The sequence below is a fragment of the Viridibacillus arvi genome, assembly GCF_001274945.1.
GTDB classification, from domain to species: Bacteria; Bacillota; Bacilli; order Bacillales_A; family Planococcaceae; genus Viridibacillus; species Viridibacillus arvi.
Genome location: NZ_LILB01000005.1, coordinates 293,870 through 314,550 on the forward strand (window position 1 = coordinate 293,870; position 20,681 = coordinate 314,550).

General features: G+C 32.8%; 17 protein-coding genes, 1 riboswitch and 1 other annotated feature. Of the genes, 4 read left to right on the top strand and 13 right to left on the bottom strand.

The features are described 5' to 3' along the window. Positions 1–257 precede the first annotated feature (257 nt). The 4 genes from AMD00_RS10780 to AMD00_RS10790 all read right to left on the bottom strand — a co-directional run bounded on the left by AMD00_RS10780 (position 258) and on the right by AMD00_RS10790 (position 6,480). Positions 258–3,452: a BTAD domain-containing putative transcriptional regulator gene (locus AMD00_RS10780; protein ID WP_053417079.1), complete on the bottom strand. Its 3,195-nt coding sequence runs from the start codon at positions 3,450–3,452 to the stop codon at positions 258–260. A 36-nt stretch (positions 3,453–3,488) separates the two neighbouring features. After that, complete coding sequence (locus AMD00_RS23995) at positions 3,489–3,863, bottom strand: hypothetical protein (RefSeq protein WP_245639497.1); 375 nt, start codon at positions 3,861–3,863, stop codon at positions 3,489–3,491. Continuing rightward, positions 3,853–4,386, bottom strand: coding sequence for a serine/threonine protein kinase (locus AMD00_RS10785; RefSeq protein ID WP_245639498.1), 534 nt, complete (start codon positions 4,384–4,386; stop codon positions 3,853–3,855). Before AMD00_RS10785 ends, AMD00_RS23995 begins: the two co-directional genes overlap by 11 nt. 864 nt (positions 4,387–5,250) lie before the next feature. Beyond that, on the bottom strand, positions 5,251–6,480 hold the full coding sequence (locus AMD00_RS10790) for a right-handed parallel beta-helix repeat-containing protein (RefSeq protein ID WP_245639499.1): 1,230 nt from the start codon (positions 6,478–6,480) through the stop codon (positions 5,251–5,253). 389 nt (positions 6,481–6,869) lie between these two features. Between AMD00_RS10790 and AMD00_RS10795 the strand changes: the two genes are divergently transcribed. Further along, complete coding sequence (locus AMD00_RS10795) at positions 6,870–9,653, top strand: dynamin family protein (protein ID WP_053417080.1); 2,784 nt, start codon at positions 6,870–6,872, stop codon at positions 9,651–9,653. Between the two features lie 60 nt (positions 9,654–9,713). Here the strand turns inward: AMD00_RS10795 and AMD00_RS10800 are convergent, their stop codons facing one another. The 4 genes from AMD00_RS10800 to AMD00_RS23550 form a co-directional block, all read right to left on the bottom strand. Beyond that, the gene (locus tag AMD00_RS10800; protein WP_053417081.1) at positions 9,714–10,166 is read right to left on the bottom strand and encodes an NUDIX hydrolase; all 453 of its coding nucleotides are present in this window, start codon (positions 10,164–10,166) and stop codon (positions 9,714–9,716) included. Positions 10,167–10,196: 30 nt separating this feature from the next. Next, the gene (locus tag AMD00_RS10805; protein WP_083446209.1) at positions 10,197–10,823 is read right to left on the bottom strand and encodes a DUF2812 domain-containing protein; all 627 of its coding nucleotides are present in this window, start codon (positions 10,821–10,823) and stop codon (positions 10,197–10,199) included. Positions 10,824–10,941: 118 nt separating this feature from the next. Next, positions 10,942–11,316: a DUF2178 domain-containing protein gene (locus AMD00_RS10810; RefSeq protein WP_053417083.1), complete on the bottom strand. Its 375-nt coding sequence runs from the start codon at positions 11,314–11,316 to the stop codon at positions 10,942–10,944. 27 nt (positions 11,317–11,343) lie between these two features. Next, the gene (locus tag AMD00_RS23550) at positions 11,344–11,514 is read right to left on the bottom strand and encodes a hypothetical protein (protein WP_169786350.1); all 171 of its coding nucleotides are present in this window, start codon (positions 11,512–11,514) and stop codon (positions 11,344–11,346) included. Positions 11,515–11,944: 430 nt separating this feature from the next. Between AMD00_RS23550 and AMD00_RS10815 the strand changes: the two genes are divergently transcribed. Continuing rightward, entirely contained in the window at positions 11,945–12,202 is a 258-nt protein-coding gene (locus AMD00_RS10815; protein WP_053417084.1) for a hypothetical protein, read from the top strand. A 131-nt stretch (positions 12,203–12,333) separates the two neighbouring features. On the opposite strand, the gene AMD00_RS10820 is transcribed toward AMD00_RS10815, so the two are convergent. The 5 genes from AMD00_RS10820 to AMD00_RS10845 all read right to left on the bottom strand — a co-directional run bounded on the left by AMD00_RS10820 (position 12,334) and on the right by AMD00_RS10845 (position 18,377). Next, entirely contained in the window at positions 12,334–13,083 is a 750-nt protein-coding gene (locus AMD00_RS10820; RefSeq protein ID WP_053417085.1) for an amidohydrolase family protein, read from the bottom strand. Positions 13,084–13,195: 112 nt separating this feature from the next. Continuing rightward, positions 13,196–15,136 (bottom strand): threonine--tRNA ligase, encoded by a 1,941-nt coding sequence (gene thrS / locus AMD00_RS10825; RefSeq protein ID WP_053417086.1) that lies wholly within the window; start codon positions 15,134–15,136, stop codon positions 13,196–13,198. Between the two features lie 612 nt (positions 15,137–15,748). Next, positions 15,749–15,988, bottom strand: a binding site (T-box leader). Positions 15,989–16,077: 89 nt separating this feature from the next. Next, positions 16,078–16,617 carry a phosphoribosyltransferase family protein gene (locus tag AMD00_RS10835; RefSeq protein ID WP_053417088.1) on the bottom strand — a complete coding sequence of 180 codons (540 nt, stop codon included), beginning with the start codon at positions 16,615–16,617 and terminating at the stop codon, positions 16,078–16,080. Positions 16,618–16,634: 17 nt separating this feature from the next. Then, a complete protein-coding gene (locus AMD00_RS10840; RefSeq protein ID WP_053417089.1) occupies positions 16,635–17,690 on the bottom strand; it encodes a permease family protein in 1,056 nt (351 codons plus the stop codon). Positions 17,691–17,755: 65 nt separating this feature from the next. Further along, a riboswitch (ZMP/ZTP riboswitch) is annotated at positions 17,756–17,833 on the bottom strand. 178 nt (positions 17,834–18,011) lie between these two features. After that, a complete protein-coding gene (locus tag AMD00_RS10845) occupies positions 18,012–18,377 on the bottom strand; it encodes a winged helix-turn-helix transcriptional regulator (protein ID WP_053418264.1) in 366 nt (121 codons plus the stop codon). A 167-nt stretch (positions 18,378–18,544) separates the two neighbouring features. On the opposite strand from AMD00_RS10845, the gene AMD00_RS10850 reads away from it, so the two are divergent. Continuing rightward, the gene (locus AMD00_RS10850) at positions 18,545–19,762 is read left to right on the top strand and encodes an MFS transporter (RefSeq protein WP_053417090.1); all 1,218 of its coding nucleotides are present in this window, start codon (positions 18,545–18,547) and stop codon (positions 19,760–19,762) included. Beyond that, entirely contained in the window at positions 19,734–20,567 is an 834-nt protein-coding gene (locus AMD00_RS10855; RefSeq protein ID WP_053417091.1) for an aldo/keto reductase, read from the top strand. The genes AMD00_RS10850 and AMD00_RS10855 overlap by 29 nt, the downstream gene beginning before the upstream one ends. The last annotated feature ends 114 nt before the right edge of the window (positions 20,568–20,681 follow it).

Below are 20,681 nucleotides of genomic sequence, written 5' to 3' on the forward strand. Positions count from 1 at the left end.
ATATTCGATAAAGAAAAAGGAAACTTTTATATATTTTCAGAAGAGAGGAAATTTAACATAACAAGGGATTCCACTTTAGATATTTTACAAATTTTAGATCAATACGTATCTATAAGTTATTAAATGAAGAATAAGGAAATACCAAAAAAACACCGGCTTTCTGTTCAAAATCGAACAAAAAGTGCCGGTGTTTACTATTGAAGAACATTACATTTTAAAAACGTAAGTTTTTCAGTGCCCTCCGTTTTCACATAAGGTCATTTTATAATCATCTCATACATCTGTATGGTTGTTTCCATTGGTTCAATATTCAATTCGTTTTTTAATACTTGTTCACATTTTTCAAACCATCTGACAGCCTGAGTACGATTTTGAAGTTGGAAATATCCATACATGATTAGGCGATATCCTTCTTCCCAAGTATTATCTTGCTTCAACAAGTGCTCTGCCCAAAACACTGTTTTGCTAAATTCTTTTAATCGGACATAATTCTGTGCTAAGCGTTCAATTCCTTCCATATAAATATATTTCAATTCTTCTCGTATATCTTGAAGCCATTCTGATTGTTTCTTATCCGCGATAAAATCACCTGTGTATATTCGGATTCCTCTTAAAAGCCATTCATTCGAAAGATTAGGATTTTTCTGTTGCATGCCTAAAGATATAAATTGTCTAAAAAAATCTAAATCACTTTTCATACAATGCTGTGTAATGAGCTTGTACATTGATTGCTTTCGAACAACGTATGCACTTTCTATTCTAGGAAGACGATTTGGTTCTAGCACTTTTAATAAAGCATTATAGGCAACTTTGAAATCTCTTGTCATCGTTTCCTCAGTAGCTTTTGGCCATAGTACATTAATTATTTCTTCTTTGGAAACAAATCTCGTACGATTTAGATATAGGTAAATGAATAATTCCTTTGCCTTTTCTCGTTGCCACTCTTTTTCTACTATTACTTCACCATCGCGATATAGAGTTATAGCTCCAAATAGCTGAATAGTATACATATGCGCTGGTACAGGTATATCAGCATCTATTTCTATCAATTTATAAAAGTATGTGGTTTTAACAGCTGATTTTTTTAATGTATTCCAATGATGCATCATTTGCCACCATACTATATTGTGCTGAGGACCAAAGATATGTTGGTCTCTTACAAAGAAATCATATTTTTTCTCTACAATAGTTGCCATACATAATTCAAAATTTGAAGCAAATTCAACTTCATCTTTTTGCATATAAGCGATATAAGCACGCCAAAAGCTAACAATTGTCAGTCCAAAATAATCTTTTGAGTTTTTAAACTTACTTTCTGCGCTCTTAATAGCTTCTTTTGCCTCTAGGTAATGTGCATGTTCCACATAAACTATTGATAAGGCTACATAAAGTAAAGCCGAAACCCAATGATCATGCACTTTCTCCGTTTCTTTTAACCCTAATTTTATATTAAAAAGTGCTTGCTCAAGTTGTTGCTGTCTACTTTTTACAATTGCTAGTCCCATATAGGACTCGGCTTTTGCACGTTTCACATCCATACTATCCATTATTACGATGGTCTTTTCATAATATTGTTCCGCTTCAGCAATATCTGCCGGATTCAAAACCAATAATGTATGTCCTTTACGAAGATAGGCTACTGCTAGAATGTACTGTGCATGTTCATTTTCCTTTTTCAAGATGCTTTTATTTGCTGATTCTAGTGCTGTTACATAATCACCTAATAAGATTAAAATAAATGAATATAAAACATCGGTCTCACGATAAGTATCTGAAATAAGACTATATGAATCTAAACGATTTTCTAATAAGCTTCTTGCTTCCTGAAGTTTGCCTTGCCTTAATAATATTCTTGCATCCAAATTTCCTTGCCTAACTACACGAGAAGAAAGACCCACATCCGAAACCCACTTTTCTGCTTCATACGGTTTGCCTAAGTTCACTAGATTTTCTGCATATTGTTTTTGTATAAATTGCAGATAATCTTCTTCTAACTTCGCTTGATCCACCAATTCAAGTGCTTCTTGTAAATAATTTTCAGCAAGTGACGGTTGAATAGTATCCAAATAGATATGTGCAATCCCAACCTTGGCTCTTAATAAATAATCATAAGACAAGCATTCTTTTGCGCATATAATACATTTTTCATACGCTTTTTTTGCTTTTTCATACTGTGCACGATATCTTTGACTTTCACCTTCATAATAATAAAGTTGAAAATGGTTTGCCATTGTACTAGCTGATAGTTCACGAATACGTTCGATAAACCAATCGAATTTTCCTTTTTCTATAAACTGATTTGCAAAATAAGCTAAAGTAGATGCAATCAAATCTTCATTTTTTGTTTTCATCGCATGATGAACGGCTTTTACAGGGTTTCTTTGTTGAGTAAAATATTTTGTAGCCTTTAAATGCAACGAGTGATAAGTATCTAAATCCTGTTCCATCAGTTTCAATTCTAAAAATTGCTGAAATAACACATGATATCGAAACTCTGTGTATCCACTTAATGGCTGGATAAAAACATGTTTATTGACTAGAATTTTAAGCTGCTCTTCAAAAACCTCCCCGTAGAATACTTCTATTAATTCATACGAAAATGTTTCAAAAATGCTGAATTTCATAATTGCATCCTGTTCGAAATCATTTAGCCCCTCAAATACTTCATACGATAAATAAGTAAAAAAGTCATTTGACGAAAGATTCTGTAATTTATCTATAGATTTCTCTAAATCAATAGATTGAGTGGCGAGAAATAAAATAGCAATAGCCCAACCTTCTGTTGTCCGGAGAATTTTGTCCACTTGTTCCTTTGTTATATAATGTTGAAAGTAATCTTCAAAGAATACCTGGATTTCTTCTGCAGAAAAGACAAAATCTTCTTCTACGCATTCAACCAATTGATGATTTAACCTTAAATTCCGTATACACCCCCAAGAAGGATATGTTCTTGAAGAAATAATTAGATGAACATTTGGTGGTAAATGTAATATCAGTTTCTCCATGATGTAATGAATATGAAAAATATGATCCACTAAATAGTAATCATCTAATATTACAAAAAATGGTTCTCGCATCTTGCAAAACTCATTTACAAACATAGTAAAAAGCTTATTTAACTCTTCAACTTTAGGAAACATTGAAAGCTGATCCCAACCAATCATTGTTTCTCCAAAAGAAGGATATACTTTCCGCACACTATAAAACAAGTGACGTAAAAATGGCAAAACATCGTCATCATCTTCTGTCACTTGATACCAAGAGAAAGCATTGGATTGATCTGCTAAAAATTGTGCCAATGCGGAACTTTTACCAAAACCTGCTCCACCATGTAAAATAGTAAGCTTTGTATGATGACTTCGTGCTAACTTTTTCATGACCTTTGCTCGTCTCATATAATGTATAGCAGGTTCTGGTGGAATAAGCTTAGATATCAATATGTTGTCTTCCATATTGTACCCCTTTCTCATTCTCATTGATTTACATTTCTATATTAAAAGTGCTTTACTCCATTGATGATAAAACACACTAATCGTTTCAAAACGATCTGAGGGATTATTTTCTAATGCTTTTGAGCAAATATTATATAGATCTATTGAAGCCTCCCACATTTCGAAACTTTTATCACTTCGTCCTCCTATAAACGCATATGCTAAACCTGCTAAAGTATATACATTTGTAGCACTTGTAATTTCAGCGTTTAATCGATATTCTTCAGGTGCTTTATACCGACTAGAACCCCAAAAATCCTCACCAATATAATTAAAGACAGGTGCTTTTTTAAAAAAATCAATGTCGCAAATATGCAATTTATTTTTTTTGAAATTATATAGTATGCTACCATCATAGAAATCAACCATCATAGAAATCAACCATCACAAATCCTTTATCTTCTACAAAAACCGCAAATTCATATATTTGGTTCAATATCGAAATACGTTCTTTTAAAGATAAACTCCTTAATTTCACAAAAGGAGAATCAGGAGAATTGTACTTTTCAAAAGGCGTAAAATCCCAATGATTATGCATACATTCTCCTTCTACCCATTTAAATTTCAATCCGTAACCTTGTTCTGTCTGAAATGTCCCTATGCATTGAATTAATAAAGGGTGATCAATATGTTGATAAACTTTCTTTGCTTCTTTTAGGCGTTTAATCGCTGACTTTATATCTCCAGTATATTCTAAATTTCTTGCACCTGCATATTTAATGAAATAACGTTCGTCATTTTCTATAATTCCAAAACAAATGTTTCCTGAATCCTGCTGATCAAAAATAGTAAATACTTCTACTGCTTTAAGCCAATTAAAATCATGATATTCTCTTAACTCTAATAATAATTTATTGGTTCCAATGCATACTTTAACCAAATTTTGCTCCTTCATTGAGCTTACGTAGTTTATAGAGGGGTGATACGTTTACTCAAAATTGATATACCTCTAAAATGTTTGGCGAATTTTTCATATAAAATCACACCTTTCAATATACTTCCATTTAGTAAAGTATTCGAAAACCGAATATTCTTATATTAATTGTACAGTAATTACTAAAAGCCTACACTAATAAATTCTTTGCAAGAGTACGTAGTATTTATGTTTAGTTTTTTGGCACACTTACGGAGACGTGAGCAAGATTGGTTATATTTTATTCAATAAAAGGACAGTGAGATTTAAAGGGGGGGTTTAGGAATTTGCGAGAATACATAAAACAATAAATGAAAATGCTTTACTTGTTCCCGTAGCTTCGCATGAGGTAAATGAGAAGAAGGCATAAGAACACTACTATATTATTAATTAAGCTTTTTCTTAAATAGCCATCCACCACCAACAGAGATTATAATTCCACAAATAAAAGCAGAGCAAACGAACATATCAATCTTCCCAATCGCAAACAACAGAATAGGACAAATCAACAAGAAAATCCTCCAACTAATAACAAGCTTTTTTAATATTCTTCCCCCATCACAACCTTAAATATATACGCTAGCAGTTTGTTAAATATCACTATAATTATTAATTATTTTCTTTTTATTGTTAATTAATAGGAGGTGGCGATTTTCGAATACTCCCATTTTATTAAGTTATAGAAAATCAACAGTAAAATAGCCAAAAATAAAAAAATGTATGCAACTGAAATTACTTAGTAATGTAATTCATTCATAATATGTGTAACATATTATGAATGAATTATCATGTACAATTACTTGTCTTTAGTGTTACAGAGTAGAAGGTCTCTTTTCCCCATGTAAATCACTTTGATGCAAGTTGTAATTTTTCTGTGTTTTTTATGAATTCATTGTAAGTATTGTTAATGCGAATAATTGTTTCAGAAGTATTAACGGCTTTGTTTGTTAAAAGTGCTTTTTTGTTAGCTTCATTTAGCTTATTGTACGTAATATCGTATTGTGAGCCTGGACCACTGTTCTTCCAAGCCATAAACTGAATCGTTCTTCCTACTGACTCAAAAGTATTGTTTTTAATAGTTGGGTTGATTGCGCCACTAGCTAAAATTCCACGGGTACTAGCATTTCCATTTGCTACATTCCGGATTAGGTTTTTTTCAATAACAGCATTCGTCCAATTCATGACACGAATAGCATCCAAGCGTGTTTTGTCAATTTGATTATTACGAATGATCACTTTATCATGATACATTTTACCTGAATATTTGTGGGTACCAATAGCTCTATCAAGATTCTTAAATTTATTGTTTTCAATTGTTATATTTTGATTTGGCGTTTTATCATACTTGCTCCATTTTTGACTCCACCCTGCTGTTGTTTTATCCGGTGTATCAATATTAATGGCTTCTTTGTTCTTGTTTGCTGATGCTTTGGAATTTGTAAACGTATTTTTTCGTATCACAACATTCTTAGAAGCATCTAGTTCAATAAAATGTCCAGAATACATATTCTTAAATTGGATGTTTTCCACTTTTATATTTTGGTTATGCCCCATGATCAAGGCAATGCTATCTTTCTCGTATTTCATATCAATCGTTACTTTACCTTCTCCTATGAAGGAAATATTCTTTTCACCATTATACTTGCCATATACACCCGATTTATTGGCTTTTGATGGTTTTATGAATTGAAAAATTGATTTTGAAGCTTTAAATTTACTCGTGCCAGTTTTCTGACCTTTGACAATACTTACACCATCATTCATTTTTATAGTTACATTCGATGGAACATATAGCGTATTACTAATTGTGTAAGTTCCTTTTTTTAATACTAGCGTTCCGCCACCTTTTTTCTCCAATTTCTCTAGATAGGAACGTAGAACATAATAATGCTTGGTATTACTGTTATATGTAGTGTATTTCAACATCGTTTTATCCACCGGTACTGTTTTTGGTGAAATTGTATAAACGCTCTTTGCGGCAGCTTCTACAGAATTAGGCGTAACCCCTATCCATAAACTCAGCATCAACACAGTAGCCGCCACTAACGCACCCATTCTCTTGAATTGCATAATCATGTTGTAAAATTCTCCTTCTCAAAAATGTAATAATATTTCAGGATATTATCGACAGATTCCCATATACTTACTAACTAAATCTCGTATCACCCTATCACAATACCTAATACTTATTCACTATACATTGTTTTTAAACCGAACTCTACATGGAATGTTACAACTTAATGTAGAATATTATATTCGCATTAAGTTATCATGTTGTTTCTCAACTGGGAAGTGAAATTGAAAAAAAACTGAAACGTTTCTCATTAAAACACAATCTTACTTGAAAAATGAAAGGAAAATGAAATTTTTCAAGACAAATTCTTTGTTAATATAAAGAGCATAAATACAAAAAAGTATTTACACTTGGAGGAAAATGTATTCTTCAAGATATAGTGGAGGAAAAAATGAGATTAGAAAAACAATTAATTAAAAAGATATATTATGAAACATTCCTAATAGAGAATGAAACACATCCACCTCTTCAAGTACTTGGAGAAGCTTATTTAAACGAACAAAAAAATGAGATTTCTGATGGATCTTATATTCGTTTTGCACAAGGTGAATTTTATTATCACCATCAAGATTTTGAATCAGCTATTTTTAAATGGGAGAAAGTTAGTAATGAATTAGCACCATGGGCACAAAAAAATATTGCGGATGCTTACTTCGAACTTAACCAATTATCAGTTGCTGAAAATGTATATACCTCCATTACTACTGATAACAAAATACTTATGACCGAAATTATTCTGCAGTTACTGTCGCTTTACATCGAGCAAAATAACATTAATTCAGCTTTCGCAGTTATTAAAGAAGCGGTTTCATTAAATCCCGATTATCCAAACGTCACAACAATAGCACGTTCCTTTTATGAGGAACAGCAAGATTTTGACAGTGCAGTAGAGCTTGCTGTGAATGAGTTAATTCGAACAGAATCTTTACCCTGGTTTGAGGTTCTAAAAGAATATATCGATAAAGGATTTACTAAAAATATTTCACCAGACTATTTTTATCAAGTATTAGTTACATTAAATAATGTAGATCAAGTACAATTCACGCAAATTGTTTCATCACTTTGGCACAGCTATAAAAATGAACAAAATTACTTATCATGGCTTCAAACAATAAATGAATTTTTCTTACAGATTGAAATACATTCATCCGATATATGGGACAAAATTTCTTCTCTTTACGAGGAAACGTACTTTGAATTAATTCAAGGTCAATATATGCTAAATCAATTACACGATATCATTCCAAATCTTTTAACAAATTGGTTAAAAGTAGTCAATCCGTCTCATTCGGTATTTCCATCATCAGCAGTATTGGCATGGAATGAAATTTTCCCTTCCAAAATAGATTCAGAACATCTAAAACATGCGGAAAACCTACTGATATATTCTATTAATCATGTGAATGGCTTAGAGTATAGTTTACATCTGTTTGAATCTATTACACAGTGGGCACAAAAACATGATTTAGAAATGAGTAATCGATTTAGATGGTTAGTTGAGGAGCTTGTAGATTTAAGAACAAATCGCATTTTAGTAACTGGAACTTCAGGAAACGGAAAAGCTTCATTTATTAACTCTATACTTGGAGAAAATATATTAGAAAATTCAACCTCAAATGTTGTTGTCTTTAAAAATGAAGCTCATACAGAAATTAATGCTATAACAGATTCAACAATTACAACAACTGAGGATTTCTCTGATTACCAAACCATGATGTCTCTAGACCGCCAAACATATGGAGATAGAGCATGTGTTGAATTTAAATTACCATGTAAATTTTTAAATAAAAATAAACTTACATTCGTTGTTACTCCTAGTTTTAATAGAAACAACGACAATCGAGATGAGACATTCGAATATTTAAATTCTGTAGACGAATTATTATTCGTATTGAATGCGGACTCGCCTTTTACTGACAAGGAACGTGACATTCTATTAAGTATTCAAGAACATACACCAAATCTACAAATTCATTTCTTATTAAATAAAATCGACAACATTTACAGTGAAGCTGAAATAAAAAGGGTTTTACATGATACACAAATGAGAATAAACGCATATTTCCCTAATGCGAGCATTTTCCCTTACTCTTCGTTATATACAAATCGTCAACAACTAAACGATTTAACTGAGTTTATTCATTTTAACTTTAACCATAAAAATATCGATACAGAACGAACTAAAAAGCTATTGTTTTTCATTCGAAAAACAATTAAATATCTTTTAGATAAACGCGTCGAGATGGAAAATAGCATAGTAGACTCTATTAAGTGGAATGAAGATATGTTAGTGAAACTAAATGGTTTTATTAATAACCTTACTGCTCTTGAGAAGGAAAAAATTCAATTAATAACAGAATCATATCGTACAATGAAATACGAAATTGCTAATGATCTAACAGAAAATATTCCAAAAATATTGCAGAGTTGTTCTGATTTAATTAGTGAAGAGAGTGATTTCGGGCAAATTGACATCGAACTAAATACAGCGATGAACGAAAGAGTTCAAAAATATCTAGAACAAACTGTGTTACCTAACCTGGCTCGCTCTATGCAAAATTGGATTGCAATTTCAAATAACGAGTTCCTTCAAAGTCAATCGTATTTAGAAGAAATCAGTGAAGGACTTAATTCTTTATGTGGAGAAAATCGAATACAGTTAGAATGTGACTTTAAAGTGCTTGATGACTGGCACAGAGATACTGATAGAATGACAACTAGAATACAAATGGAAGAAGTAAATATTTTGCGCCGATTTACTCCAGCACAATTTTTACTGAAAAGTGCAGGTAAGTTATTTGGAGTTCTTCCTAAAAATAATGCGATGCTGTATAACAAATATAAACAGTATTTAGAAAATGAAGATTATACCGATGTAACAGCTTCTATTATAAACAAATTCTTCTTGCAATTTGAGCTATTTGAAAACGCACAAGAGCGGGATATTAATATGTTCTTTAGAAATCCATATAACGCATTGGAACAAGCTGTAGAAAATATTCATATAGAAATACAAGAAAAACAAGATACACTTCTTATAATGAAATCAAATCCTGAAGTTTATCATGATTCTATAACGCTCTTTGAATTGAGATTACGTCAATGTGAAGTAATCTTAAATATAGGTGATGATAATTCCTATACTGATTTAAGTTTAGAAACAAACATAGAGTAAAAATAATATAACTCCAAAATCAACAATAAAAGTTGATTTTGGAGTTATTTTTTACTTTTTTTATGAAGTGCACAGTTTTAAATCTGCAATAGCTTGTTTATCCGGAGGACTAATCCTTGAAGGTAATGAATTCAATCTAAAGAATTTCAATTCCTTAACTTCCGATAGATTCTCTTTTAATTCACCACTATATTCATCACAAATGTATGTACTAGTAACATTATAAACCTCATCACCATGCGGATATTTATAGTAAAAGTCTTCTCCTGAATATACATTAAATAATTGAAGTTCTTTTGCAATTAATCCTGTTTCCTCTGCTAATTCACGTCTTGCTGCATCTTCTAATTTTTCTCCTAATTCTAATGACCCCCCAGGTAACCCCCAACATTGGTTATCTGTTCTTAACTGAAGTAATAGTTGTTTCTCTTTATTGACCACTAGCACACTAGCGCCTACCATTAATAGTGGCCTGGTGCCCACTATCTTCCTCAAATCCATAATGTATCCCAATTTTATCACTCCTATATTTTCATTTACTTATCATTTTTCTTTATCAAGAATCAATGTTTTCTCAATCTTCTTATACTTCAGAAGCTGTATTAACCACTTAAATGCTATGAAAAATAGCAACCATATTGGTACAACGCGAAAAATCATTATGCCTATCGACCAGGCTGAGAAAAATACAAATTCAAATCCATTCATACTTAGCAAACTTGTATAATTAATGGCTTTTAAAGGATTCAGTATAAACGGATTAGGGTCAATTGTCTGGTTCACAAAAATAATCGTGAAAAACAGTATTAACATTAAAGTAGCGTAGTAGCTTGATAACTTTGCATATATATTATTGAATGATTCCTTATCAGATGAGATTTTTTCATTCTTGTCTTTTACCTTGATCCAATAATGAAACGAATTCCCTTTCTTACCATCAATATGCTTCCATCCAACCTCTTCAAACTGACTTTTATAACTTTTAAAATCATGCGCTGACTTTATTCTTTGGAAGTCTAATCGTATGATTTTCATACTATTTTGCATTTCTACAAAATGATAAACACCAAACATATTCTTTGCGATTAGTGTATATCCCTTTTGTAAATTGTCATTCAACCAACTTTCCTCTCTTTCAAAATCTAAAAACCATCGATATTTTCTCACCATTTCACCTTTTCTACTAAAATTAAGATTAGCTCTTATTAATATTTTGATATTTAATCAAGATCACTAATAACAACTTGATTACACTTTTCTCTTACCTTTTTCTTTTTTTCATCTAGCATTAATATTTCTTAGCATAATAAACCATTGTTAAAAATACCGATGATATATATACCGTCATCATTATTGAGAGTAGATTGTATGCTTCTATATGTAAGTTACTAATTGGGTTAAAAACTATCATTAATAATAAAACTACCGCTATAAGTATGAAATAATTAACATAGATGGATCGCTCTCTTATTTTTTGTGCTCGTTCATCTTTTGCTGTAAGATGCTGCACTAAGTAGGATAAGCAGAAACACATAATACAAATAGCAATTAGCATTAACGATGATGGAAATTTATTTACACTTATCGAAACTCCATTCATAAATAAAGCTAGTACACCAAAAATACATCCCAAAATGATGTAGCCCATTTTTGTTTGTTTCATTCGTCTTCACCCCTTTCCAATATGAGCTCAAAGTCTATTAGGGTTCTCAATAGTCAATGAATATACATCGCCACATTTTGCACAACATGAGATGAACATCCCAGTACCAAAAGTCATTAATTTACCTACTTTTTTCACTTTATCGTAATTACTATTTCCGATTTTCCCTGTCTTAGTTTCTGTATGACCACATTTCATACAAATAAATTTTCATTAGACATAACAAACTCTCCCTTAAATATATTTTTCTACTAATTGTATTTCAATAAGAATCAGTTAAAACATTGAACATATTCCCATAATATCCATAACCACCTTGTAAAGCAAACTTTACATAAAGTATATTTTACAATTTTTAGTTAGTCAAATACATTTCTGTTGTGGGAATAAAAACATCAAATTAAAATTAAAACTCATTTTATTAAAGATATTAAGCCTATTTACACAATTATAATAATATGTAACATTTATTCGAAGATTTTAAGTTAAAGTCTCATTACTGATAAAAAGGATTTTTATCGTTAATATGGAATACATTATTAATAGTGCGTTTTGACACAGTAAAAAACTGAACAAACTGCAACACATAAATATAAAGAAAAGAATCAAAAATAAGGAGGTATTTATATTGGTACCGATTATTTTATCCTTCGTTTTGCTAATCACTCTTATCTTTTCAATTTCTATTATGATTCGAAAAAGAAAAAATGCAGGTATAACTGGGATAAAAAGTGCACTAACTCCAATTTTTCTTTATCTTATAGCAATCACTAACCTTTTTGCGTACTGGTTTGATTTTATGGGGTTATTGAATTGGTCTATAACAGTAATTCTGTTGATTTTTGGTGCTTATTTCACAAAATTCATGCCAATAACTAAAATGTGAGTTATTAGACAACAGAGAGTTAGTAGAAGAAGAAATATAGAATAAAAACTTATAATGAACTACAGCCCAACTGTTATGTACTTCTTAACAATTGGGCTGTAGTATTTTTATTATTAAACATCACATTATTTTCACTTTTTACATGAATACCATTTAACCGCATTTTCATAAAGAATTTTATTAGCGTTTTTTGTATCAAATTTCTCAAGTATTACATGAATATCTTTAATATTAAATGGACGTTTTGCACGAGTTGAAGGTAAATCAGTTCCGAACATCAACGCTTCATGATTTACTTCATGAATAGCTTTCATCGCTTTGACCACATCTAACTCAACTCTTCCAAAACCAGTCGCTTTTACATGTGCACCACTTTCTACAAGGTCGAGTAAAATTGGTAACCCTTCCTCTGATAAACCTAAGTGATCTATTGAAATCGCTGGTAATTTACGAATAATTTCTTTAATCTCTATCAAATCTTTGGCATCGATATATAATTCACTGTGCCAGCCGACTAAATCATATACGCGTCTTGCAAAATAATCTAGCTGAGATAAGTCCTCAGAACCTCCACGTTTGACGTTAAAGCGAAGAGCTCTGACACCATGGTCATTTAATTGAAGGATATTTTGATCAGTTGTATTAAATGGCAACTGTGTTACTCCATAAAAAGAAGGGCCCATCTCCTTTAGAGCTTTGATTAAATAACCTTGATCATATCCTTGAAATGAACCTGAAACAATGGCACCACCAATAATTTCGAATTCCTTTGTCGCATGTTGATAGTCTTCCACTAAGAATGATGGTGGTATATATCCTTGATTTTCTTGAATTGGAAAATCAAAATCGATAATGTGCAAATGTGTATCAAATATTTTCATTCCCTCTCCCCCTTTATTATTATTGTAATGAAGGAGAAGAATAAATTAAATTTATAAAAAACTAATGTTACTTATCGGTTTTTCTTATGACACTTGAATAAATTGTAATTAGTTAGCCGAGATCATATTCATTATTATTCAAAGATTTATTTTCAATGAGATTCTTTACTTTAGAAATAAAATCATCAAGCTGAACTTCCAATGAATTCTCCTGACCATATGGTCTTAAGTTAACAGATTGATTTTCCACCTCATTATCCCCGACAATAAGAATAAATGGAATTTTCTTCATTTGAGCTTCACGTATTTTATATCCTAATTTCTCTTCTCGTATATCAAGTTGAACTCTAATACCCTCTTGTTTTAAGCGTCTAGTAACTTCTTCAACATACTCTTTATGAATTGAATTTGATACGGGAATCACTTGAACTTGAATAGGTGATAGCCAAATAGGGAATGCACCACCAAAGTGTTCAATCAATATTCCAAGGAAACGATCAATTGATCCAAAAACCGCACGGTGTATCACGACTGGTCTTACCTTTTGATTTTGTTCATCTATATATGTTAAGTCAAACTTCTCCGGTAGTTGAAAATCAAGTTGAACTGTTGCACATTGATGGCTACGTTTAATCGCATCTTTTATATGGATATCAATCTTAGGCCCATAAAATGCACCGTCTCCCTCATTGATTTTGTATGGATAACCAAGGTTTTTTAATACTCTTTCAAGAGATGCTTCTGCCTGATCCCATAATTGCACACTTCCCATAAAATCTTCTGGACGTGTTGATAATTCAATGTCATATTCAAAACCAAATGTATTGTATACACGATCAATTAAACGTAAGGCTAGTAAAATTTCATTTTCAATTTGATCCGGTCTGACAAAAATATGTGCATCATCTTGGCAAAATGTGCGAACACGTAATAAACCATTTAATGCTCCACTAAATTCATGTCGATGCACTTGACCAAATTCAGCCATTCGAATCGGAAGCTCACGATATGACCGACGTTTATCTTTGAAAATTAGCATATGACCAGGGCAATTCATTGGTTTTAATGCAAATTCTTGATTATCTACTTCTGTGAAATACATATTTTCTTTGTAATGATCCCAGTGTCCGGATTGCTCCCATAATCTTTTATTCATCATAAAGGGTGTGCGTACTTCTTGATAATCATATTGATGCTGAAGCTTACGTAAAAACACTTCTAATTCATTACGAATAATTTGCCCATTTGCAAGGTAAAATGGCATGCCTGGTGCTTCTTCTGAGAACATAAATAACTCTAATTCATTCCCTAGTTTACGATGATTTCTTTTTTGCGCTTCCTCTACAAAATGAAAATATTCTTCCATCTCTTCTTTTGTAGCAAACGCTACACCATATATACGTTGTAGTACTTTATTGTTACTATCCCCTCGCCAATATGCCCCTGAAATATGTGTTAATTTAAGTGCTTTAATAAACCGAGTTGCTGGCAAATGCGGACCTCGACACAAATCTACAAATTCTCCTTGGCGATATACTGTTACTATTTCATCTTGAGGAATGTCTTCTAGTAGCTCTAGCTTTAATGGATCTTTTTGAAATAGCTTTTTCGCCTCTTCACGTGACAATTCAACACGTACAATCTCTATATTTTCAGCGATTATTTTAGCCATTTCTTTCTCTATTTTCGATAAATCCTGGACAGTTATTGTACTGTCCATATCAATATCATAATAGAAACCATTGTCAATCACTGGTCCTACACCTAAGTTCACATCACCATATAATCGTCTTATTGCTTGAGCCAATACATGAGCTGAAGTATGTCTCATAATCTCTATACCAGCTGACGACGCTATATCATATAACTCCACTTCTGCATCCTGAGTAATACTACGATTCAAATCATATCGTATGCCATTGACTACTCCCGCCACCGATTTCTTTTTTAGACTAGAACTAATAGAACTAGCAATTTCACCTAATGATACTCCCTGCATATACTGCTTTTGATGTCCATTTGGAAACTTAATCAAAACTTCCTTTTGACTCATAACACTTCACTCCTATTTTTTTATAAAATAAAAACACGCACACATCCCTATAGAAAGGGACGAGTGCGTGTCATATACCCGTGGTTCCACCCAAATTCCCATCTCATAACTCAATAAGTTACATATTGATGGCTTTGTGTAAGCTTTATCGTTGCTTCTACGGTACTGATTACTCTTTTTCACCAATACTGCTCCAAGGTGGTAAATAATTCATCTGCATTAGGAAGTTTTCAGCCTTGCCTTCCCTCTCTGTAAAGCGATTAGAATTACTCGTGTCCTTATCATTGCATTCTATATTTAATTTTAAAAACAAAAAAACACACTCATCCCTCATGAAGGGACGAGTGTGTATAATACCCGTGGTTCCACCCAAATTTCCATCTCATAACTTGAATAAGTTACCCATTGATGGCTTTGTGTAAGCTTTATCGTTGCTTCTACGGTATTGATTACTCTTTTTCACCAATACTGCTCCAAGGTGGTAAATAATTCATCTGCATTAGGAAGTTTTCAGCCTTGTCTTCCCTCTCTGTAAAGCGATTAGAATTACTCGTGTCCTTATCATTGCATTCTATATTTAATTTTGAAAACAAAAAACACACTCATCCCTCATAAAGGGACGAGTGTGTATAATACCCGTGGTTCCACCCAAATTTCCATCTCATAACTGAATAAGCTCCTATTGATGGCTTTGTGTAAGCTTTATCGTTGCTTCTACGGTATTGATTACTCTTATTTCACCAATACTGCTCCAAGGTGGTAAATAATTCATCTGCATTAGGAAGTTTTCAGCCTTGCCTTCCCTCTCTGTAAACCGTTATGAATTACTCATATCCTTGTCATTGCATTCATTATTATGATTTTTACCACTATATAAGATTTTTTTCCATTAGTCAATAAAAAGATTTTTTTACGATATTCGCATTAAAATCAAAGGTTACTCAATCAAATAGTGGTAGTTCTTCTAAGAAAATAATATCCTTGCGCTTAGCCGCATCACCTTCAGCTAAGATAGCTGCTTTTGCTACCACATTTCCTCCAGCTAATTCAACAAGTTCTTCTAATGCTCTTAAAGACTCCCCGGTACTAATCACATCATCAATAATCGCAACGCGTTTTCCTTTAATCGCTTGAGCGTCTTTTTGATCAAAGCACAATGTTTGCTTTGCTTGTGTTGTAATCGAATGTACTTCAATCATCAATGGGTTTTGCATATATGGTTTAACAGTTTTTCTTGCAACATAATATGCAGTTAATCCTAATTGGTTAGTAACTTCATAAGCTAACGGGATACCTTTTGCTTCAGCTGTTACAATTACATCCACCTCAGGAAGTTTGTCCACTAATAATGGTGTAGCTTCTCTTAAAAGTTCGGCATCCCCTAAAATAACAAAGCTAGCAATACTTAAATTTTCTGTTAATCGAATGATAGGTAAATCTCTTTTTAGACCTGCTACTTGTAGAGTGTATGTATTCGTCAATTTAATAGCTCCTTATATTAAAAAATAGATAATAAAAATTCAATAATCAATCCTGAAAGCATACCTAAAAACGGATCAGATATCGCTGTTACAACCATTGTCATACCACCCACAATAGCAGAATCACCACCACCAGCAAATGCAGCTGTCGCATTACCTGGTAATGTAACAATTACACCGAGTACGAATAAAAAACCAGCAATTGTTGAGCTTGGAATAAAGCGACCAATTTTCGGTAGTAAACCACTTAATAAAATGACACCCATCATAACCATCATCAAAACACCTGCAAACACCGCATGTGGCGCACTTGCTGTAGCAGAAATAACTACTTCAACCGGTGCCCCACCGAATAAAGCAGAGACCATATCAGCAACGCTACTAATAACCGTTAAATGATCGACATTAACCTCTTGATTTGCTAATGCTCCATTAATTTTACCAAAAGCGATATTGGCGCCAATGTTTAATGTAACCATCGCAAGTGCACCACGAATAACGGACGCATTAATCGTTAGTTTTTGTAGTACGAATTTTTCTTTCACTGGTTCTTGTGTTGTCTTCTCCTGTTGTGTGAAATGACCAACAATACTTGAAATAATAACGGAGAAAAGAATTGTATAAACTAGATCTTTTGTAACCATATATGTAATGATTGCAACGATAAAAGAAGAGACCCCCACTGCTTTATGATTTTTTGTCATATCAAGGGATACCTTTACGAGCATGATGCCAACACCAGCCATCATACCATTTGTTATAACTGGTCCGATAAAATCAACAATCTTTTCTAGAAAACCAAATAATCCTATAAGAGTCATTAATGCTGCCCCGAAGAAAATCATCGATAGACGCTCGCGCATATTTTTCCCCATAGTTCCAGCTACAGTAATCGTTTCTGCCTGATAAGATATTACTGGAATCGAGCCTGTAGCTGAGTTACCAATTGCTCCAATAAAGAATGCCAAGGCAGTTGGTACAGATGCAAAACCAAATGATAATGCTAGTAACCCTTGCGGTAAGCCGTTTAGCAGCACACCTAATGCTGCTAGAATGTCTTTCAAAAAATCCACTTTTTTCACCTTTTCCGATAAAAATTTCCAACAAAAAAGGTATTTAGTAAGCATTCCGCTTACTAAATACCTGCCCAGACGTACGACGAAATTCTATATGCTCCCTCATGGTTATCCATGCTACGCCAGTTACATATAGATTGGAATATACATTATCTTATCGCTAATACACGAATAATACAACATTTTTTATTATTAAATAAATGTTTTCACATTACAATCACGAACATTAATCGTAAAACTTATTTTAAATAAATCAAAACACGAACATTACCATCCATTCATCCACAATATGGATATTCACCATATTTTTCATAAGAACTAATCATTCAATCCATTATCCTCTAAGTAACCCTCTTTACTACCATACACTTTGACAATATGTTCCTCGCCCCAATTACAAAGTGAAGTCAGTATAGGTTCTAAACTCTTACCGTAATCGCTTAGCTCATATTCTACTTTTGGTGGTAGTTCATGATATAGAATACGGTTAATGACACCATCATTTTCTAATTCACGTAATTGCTGAGTTAACATTTTTTGCGAAATATTTGGCATCAGTCGTCTCAATTCGCTTGTACGTTTTTTTCCATGAGTGAGATGACATAAAATTACACATTTCCATTTTCCTCCGATAACTTCCAGTGTTGCTTCTACCGATATATTGTATTTTTTCTTCGTTTCCATCATTTATAACCTCTTTCTATTTATGAGAACATTCGTTTGTAGATACTAAAAGGTTCCTATATAACAAAAAAGTACGTACTTCCCTTTCTGTTTTACATACTCCATAATAACATTTGTTCCGGAACATTTGGCAAGTAATTGCACACTGATTAAAAGAAGGAGATTCTATGAAAAAACAGCAACAAAATAATACAAAGGCTCTGCTTGCACTGGCAGTGACTGCTTTTGCCATTGGGACAACAGAATTTATAAGCGTTGGTTTACTACCAATGATTGCGTCCGATTTACAAACTTCACTTCAAGTAACGGGTTTGACCGTGTCTATTTATGCGATAGGTGTAATGATCGGGGCGCCTGTACTGACATCTCTACTAGCCCATATTCCTCGAAAGAAACTATTACTAGGGATTATGCTTATTTTCATCATTGGCAATAGTATAGCCATGTTCTCTACAACTATCGGAATATTACTTGTAGCGAGACTAGTTTCTGCTTTAGCGCATGGTGTATTTATGTCAATTGGATCTACAATTGCTGCTAGTCTTGTACCAGCAAATCGTCGAGCAAGTGCGATAGCGATTATGTTCACTGGATTAACTGTAGCTACAATAACAGGTGTTCCTTTCGGTACATTAATTGGACAACAATTCGGATGGCGCATGGCATTTGCATTTATAGTCGTGATTGGCATACTCGCTTTAATTGCCAATATGGTTTTAGTACCTTCTTCTATCCAAAAAGGAACCAAAATCGGTTTTGGTGAACAACTTAAGCTAGTAAAAAACGGTCGATTATTGCTAGTGTTCATCATTACTGCACTAGGATATGGTGGTACATTTGTCGTCTTTACGTATCTATCACCTTTATTGCAAGAAGTGAGTGGTTTTTCGGCAAAAACCGTAACTCTAATTATCTTATTCTATGGTGTTACAGTTGCAATTGGTAATACGATTGGTGGTAAACTAGCTAATAACAATCCAATTCGTGCATTATTTTATATGTTCGTGATTCAAGCGATTGTGTTATTTGTTCTTTACTTCACCGTACCATTTAAAGTAGCTAGTCTAATTACGATTTTATTTATGGGACTTTTTGCATTTATGAATGTCCCAGGGCTTCAAACTTATGTCGTGATATTAGCTGAGCGTTTTGTCCCTAGCGCTGTAGATGTCGCTTCTGCTATTAATATTGCTGCTTTCAATGCTGGAATTGCGATTGGATCATATGCAGGAGGCGTTATCGCCAAGTCAATGGGATTAATCCATACAACATGGATTGCAGGAATTATGGTAACAGGAGCTGTCATTTTAGCAGCAATCTGTGTCAAACAAGAAAAAACTGAGGAGAGTGTTCAAAATGAACTTACAAACAACAACATTAAATAATGGAATCAAAATGCCAGTATTAGGTTACGGTGTTTTTCGTGTAGAAAATGGTGCAGAACTTGCAGAAGCTGTTAAAATATCTATAAAAAAAGGCTACCGTAGTATTGATACTGCACAAATTTATGGCAATGAAGAAATGGTAGGACAAGGTATTAAAGAGGCAATTGCTGAGGGTTTAGTTACTCGTGAGGAATTATTTATCACATCAAAAGTTTGGAATGCTGGCTTAAATTATGAAGCTGCACTTGCTGCATACGATGACAGTTTATCAAAAATGGGATTAGATTATTTAGATTTATACCTAATCCACTGGCCTGGTCATGATCAATATTTGGATGCATATAAAGCACTTGAAACGATCTATAAAGAGGGTCGAGTTCGTTCAATCGGCGTAAGTAACTTCCAAGTTCACCACTTAGAAAACTTACTTAAAGAAACAGAAATCAAACCAGTTATCAATCAAATTGAATTCCACCCACGTCTTACACAACAAGAGGTGCGTAATTATTGCACGGAGCACGATATTCAAGTTGAAGCATGGTCTCCACTAATGAACGGCGAACTGTTAAAAGATGAAACTATACAAAGTATTGCTGCTAAACATAATAAAACAGCTGCTCAAATCGTCTTAAAATGGGATTTACAACATCAAGTTGTAACAATTCCAAAAACAATGACTGAGTCACGTATGGAAGAAAATATTAATGTCTTTGATTTTGAACTAACTACTGAAGAAATGGCTCAAATTGATGGATTAAATGAGAATTTCCGCTGTGGTCCAAACCCAGATGAATTTAATTTTTAATATAGGTTAATCATATATAACCCCAGACGAGTATTTATGCTCATCTGGGGTTATTTTATTTAAGAACAATATGGCTATTGATTTTATTATTATTATTTATTACTAATCAATTTA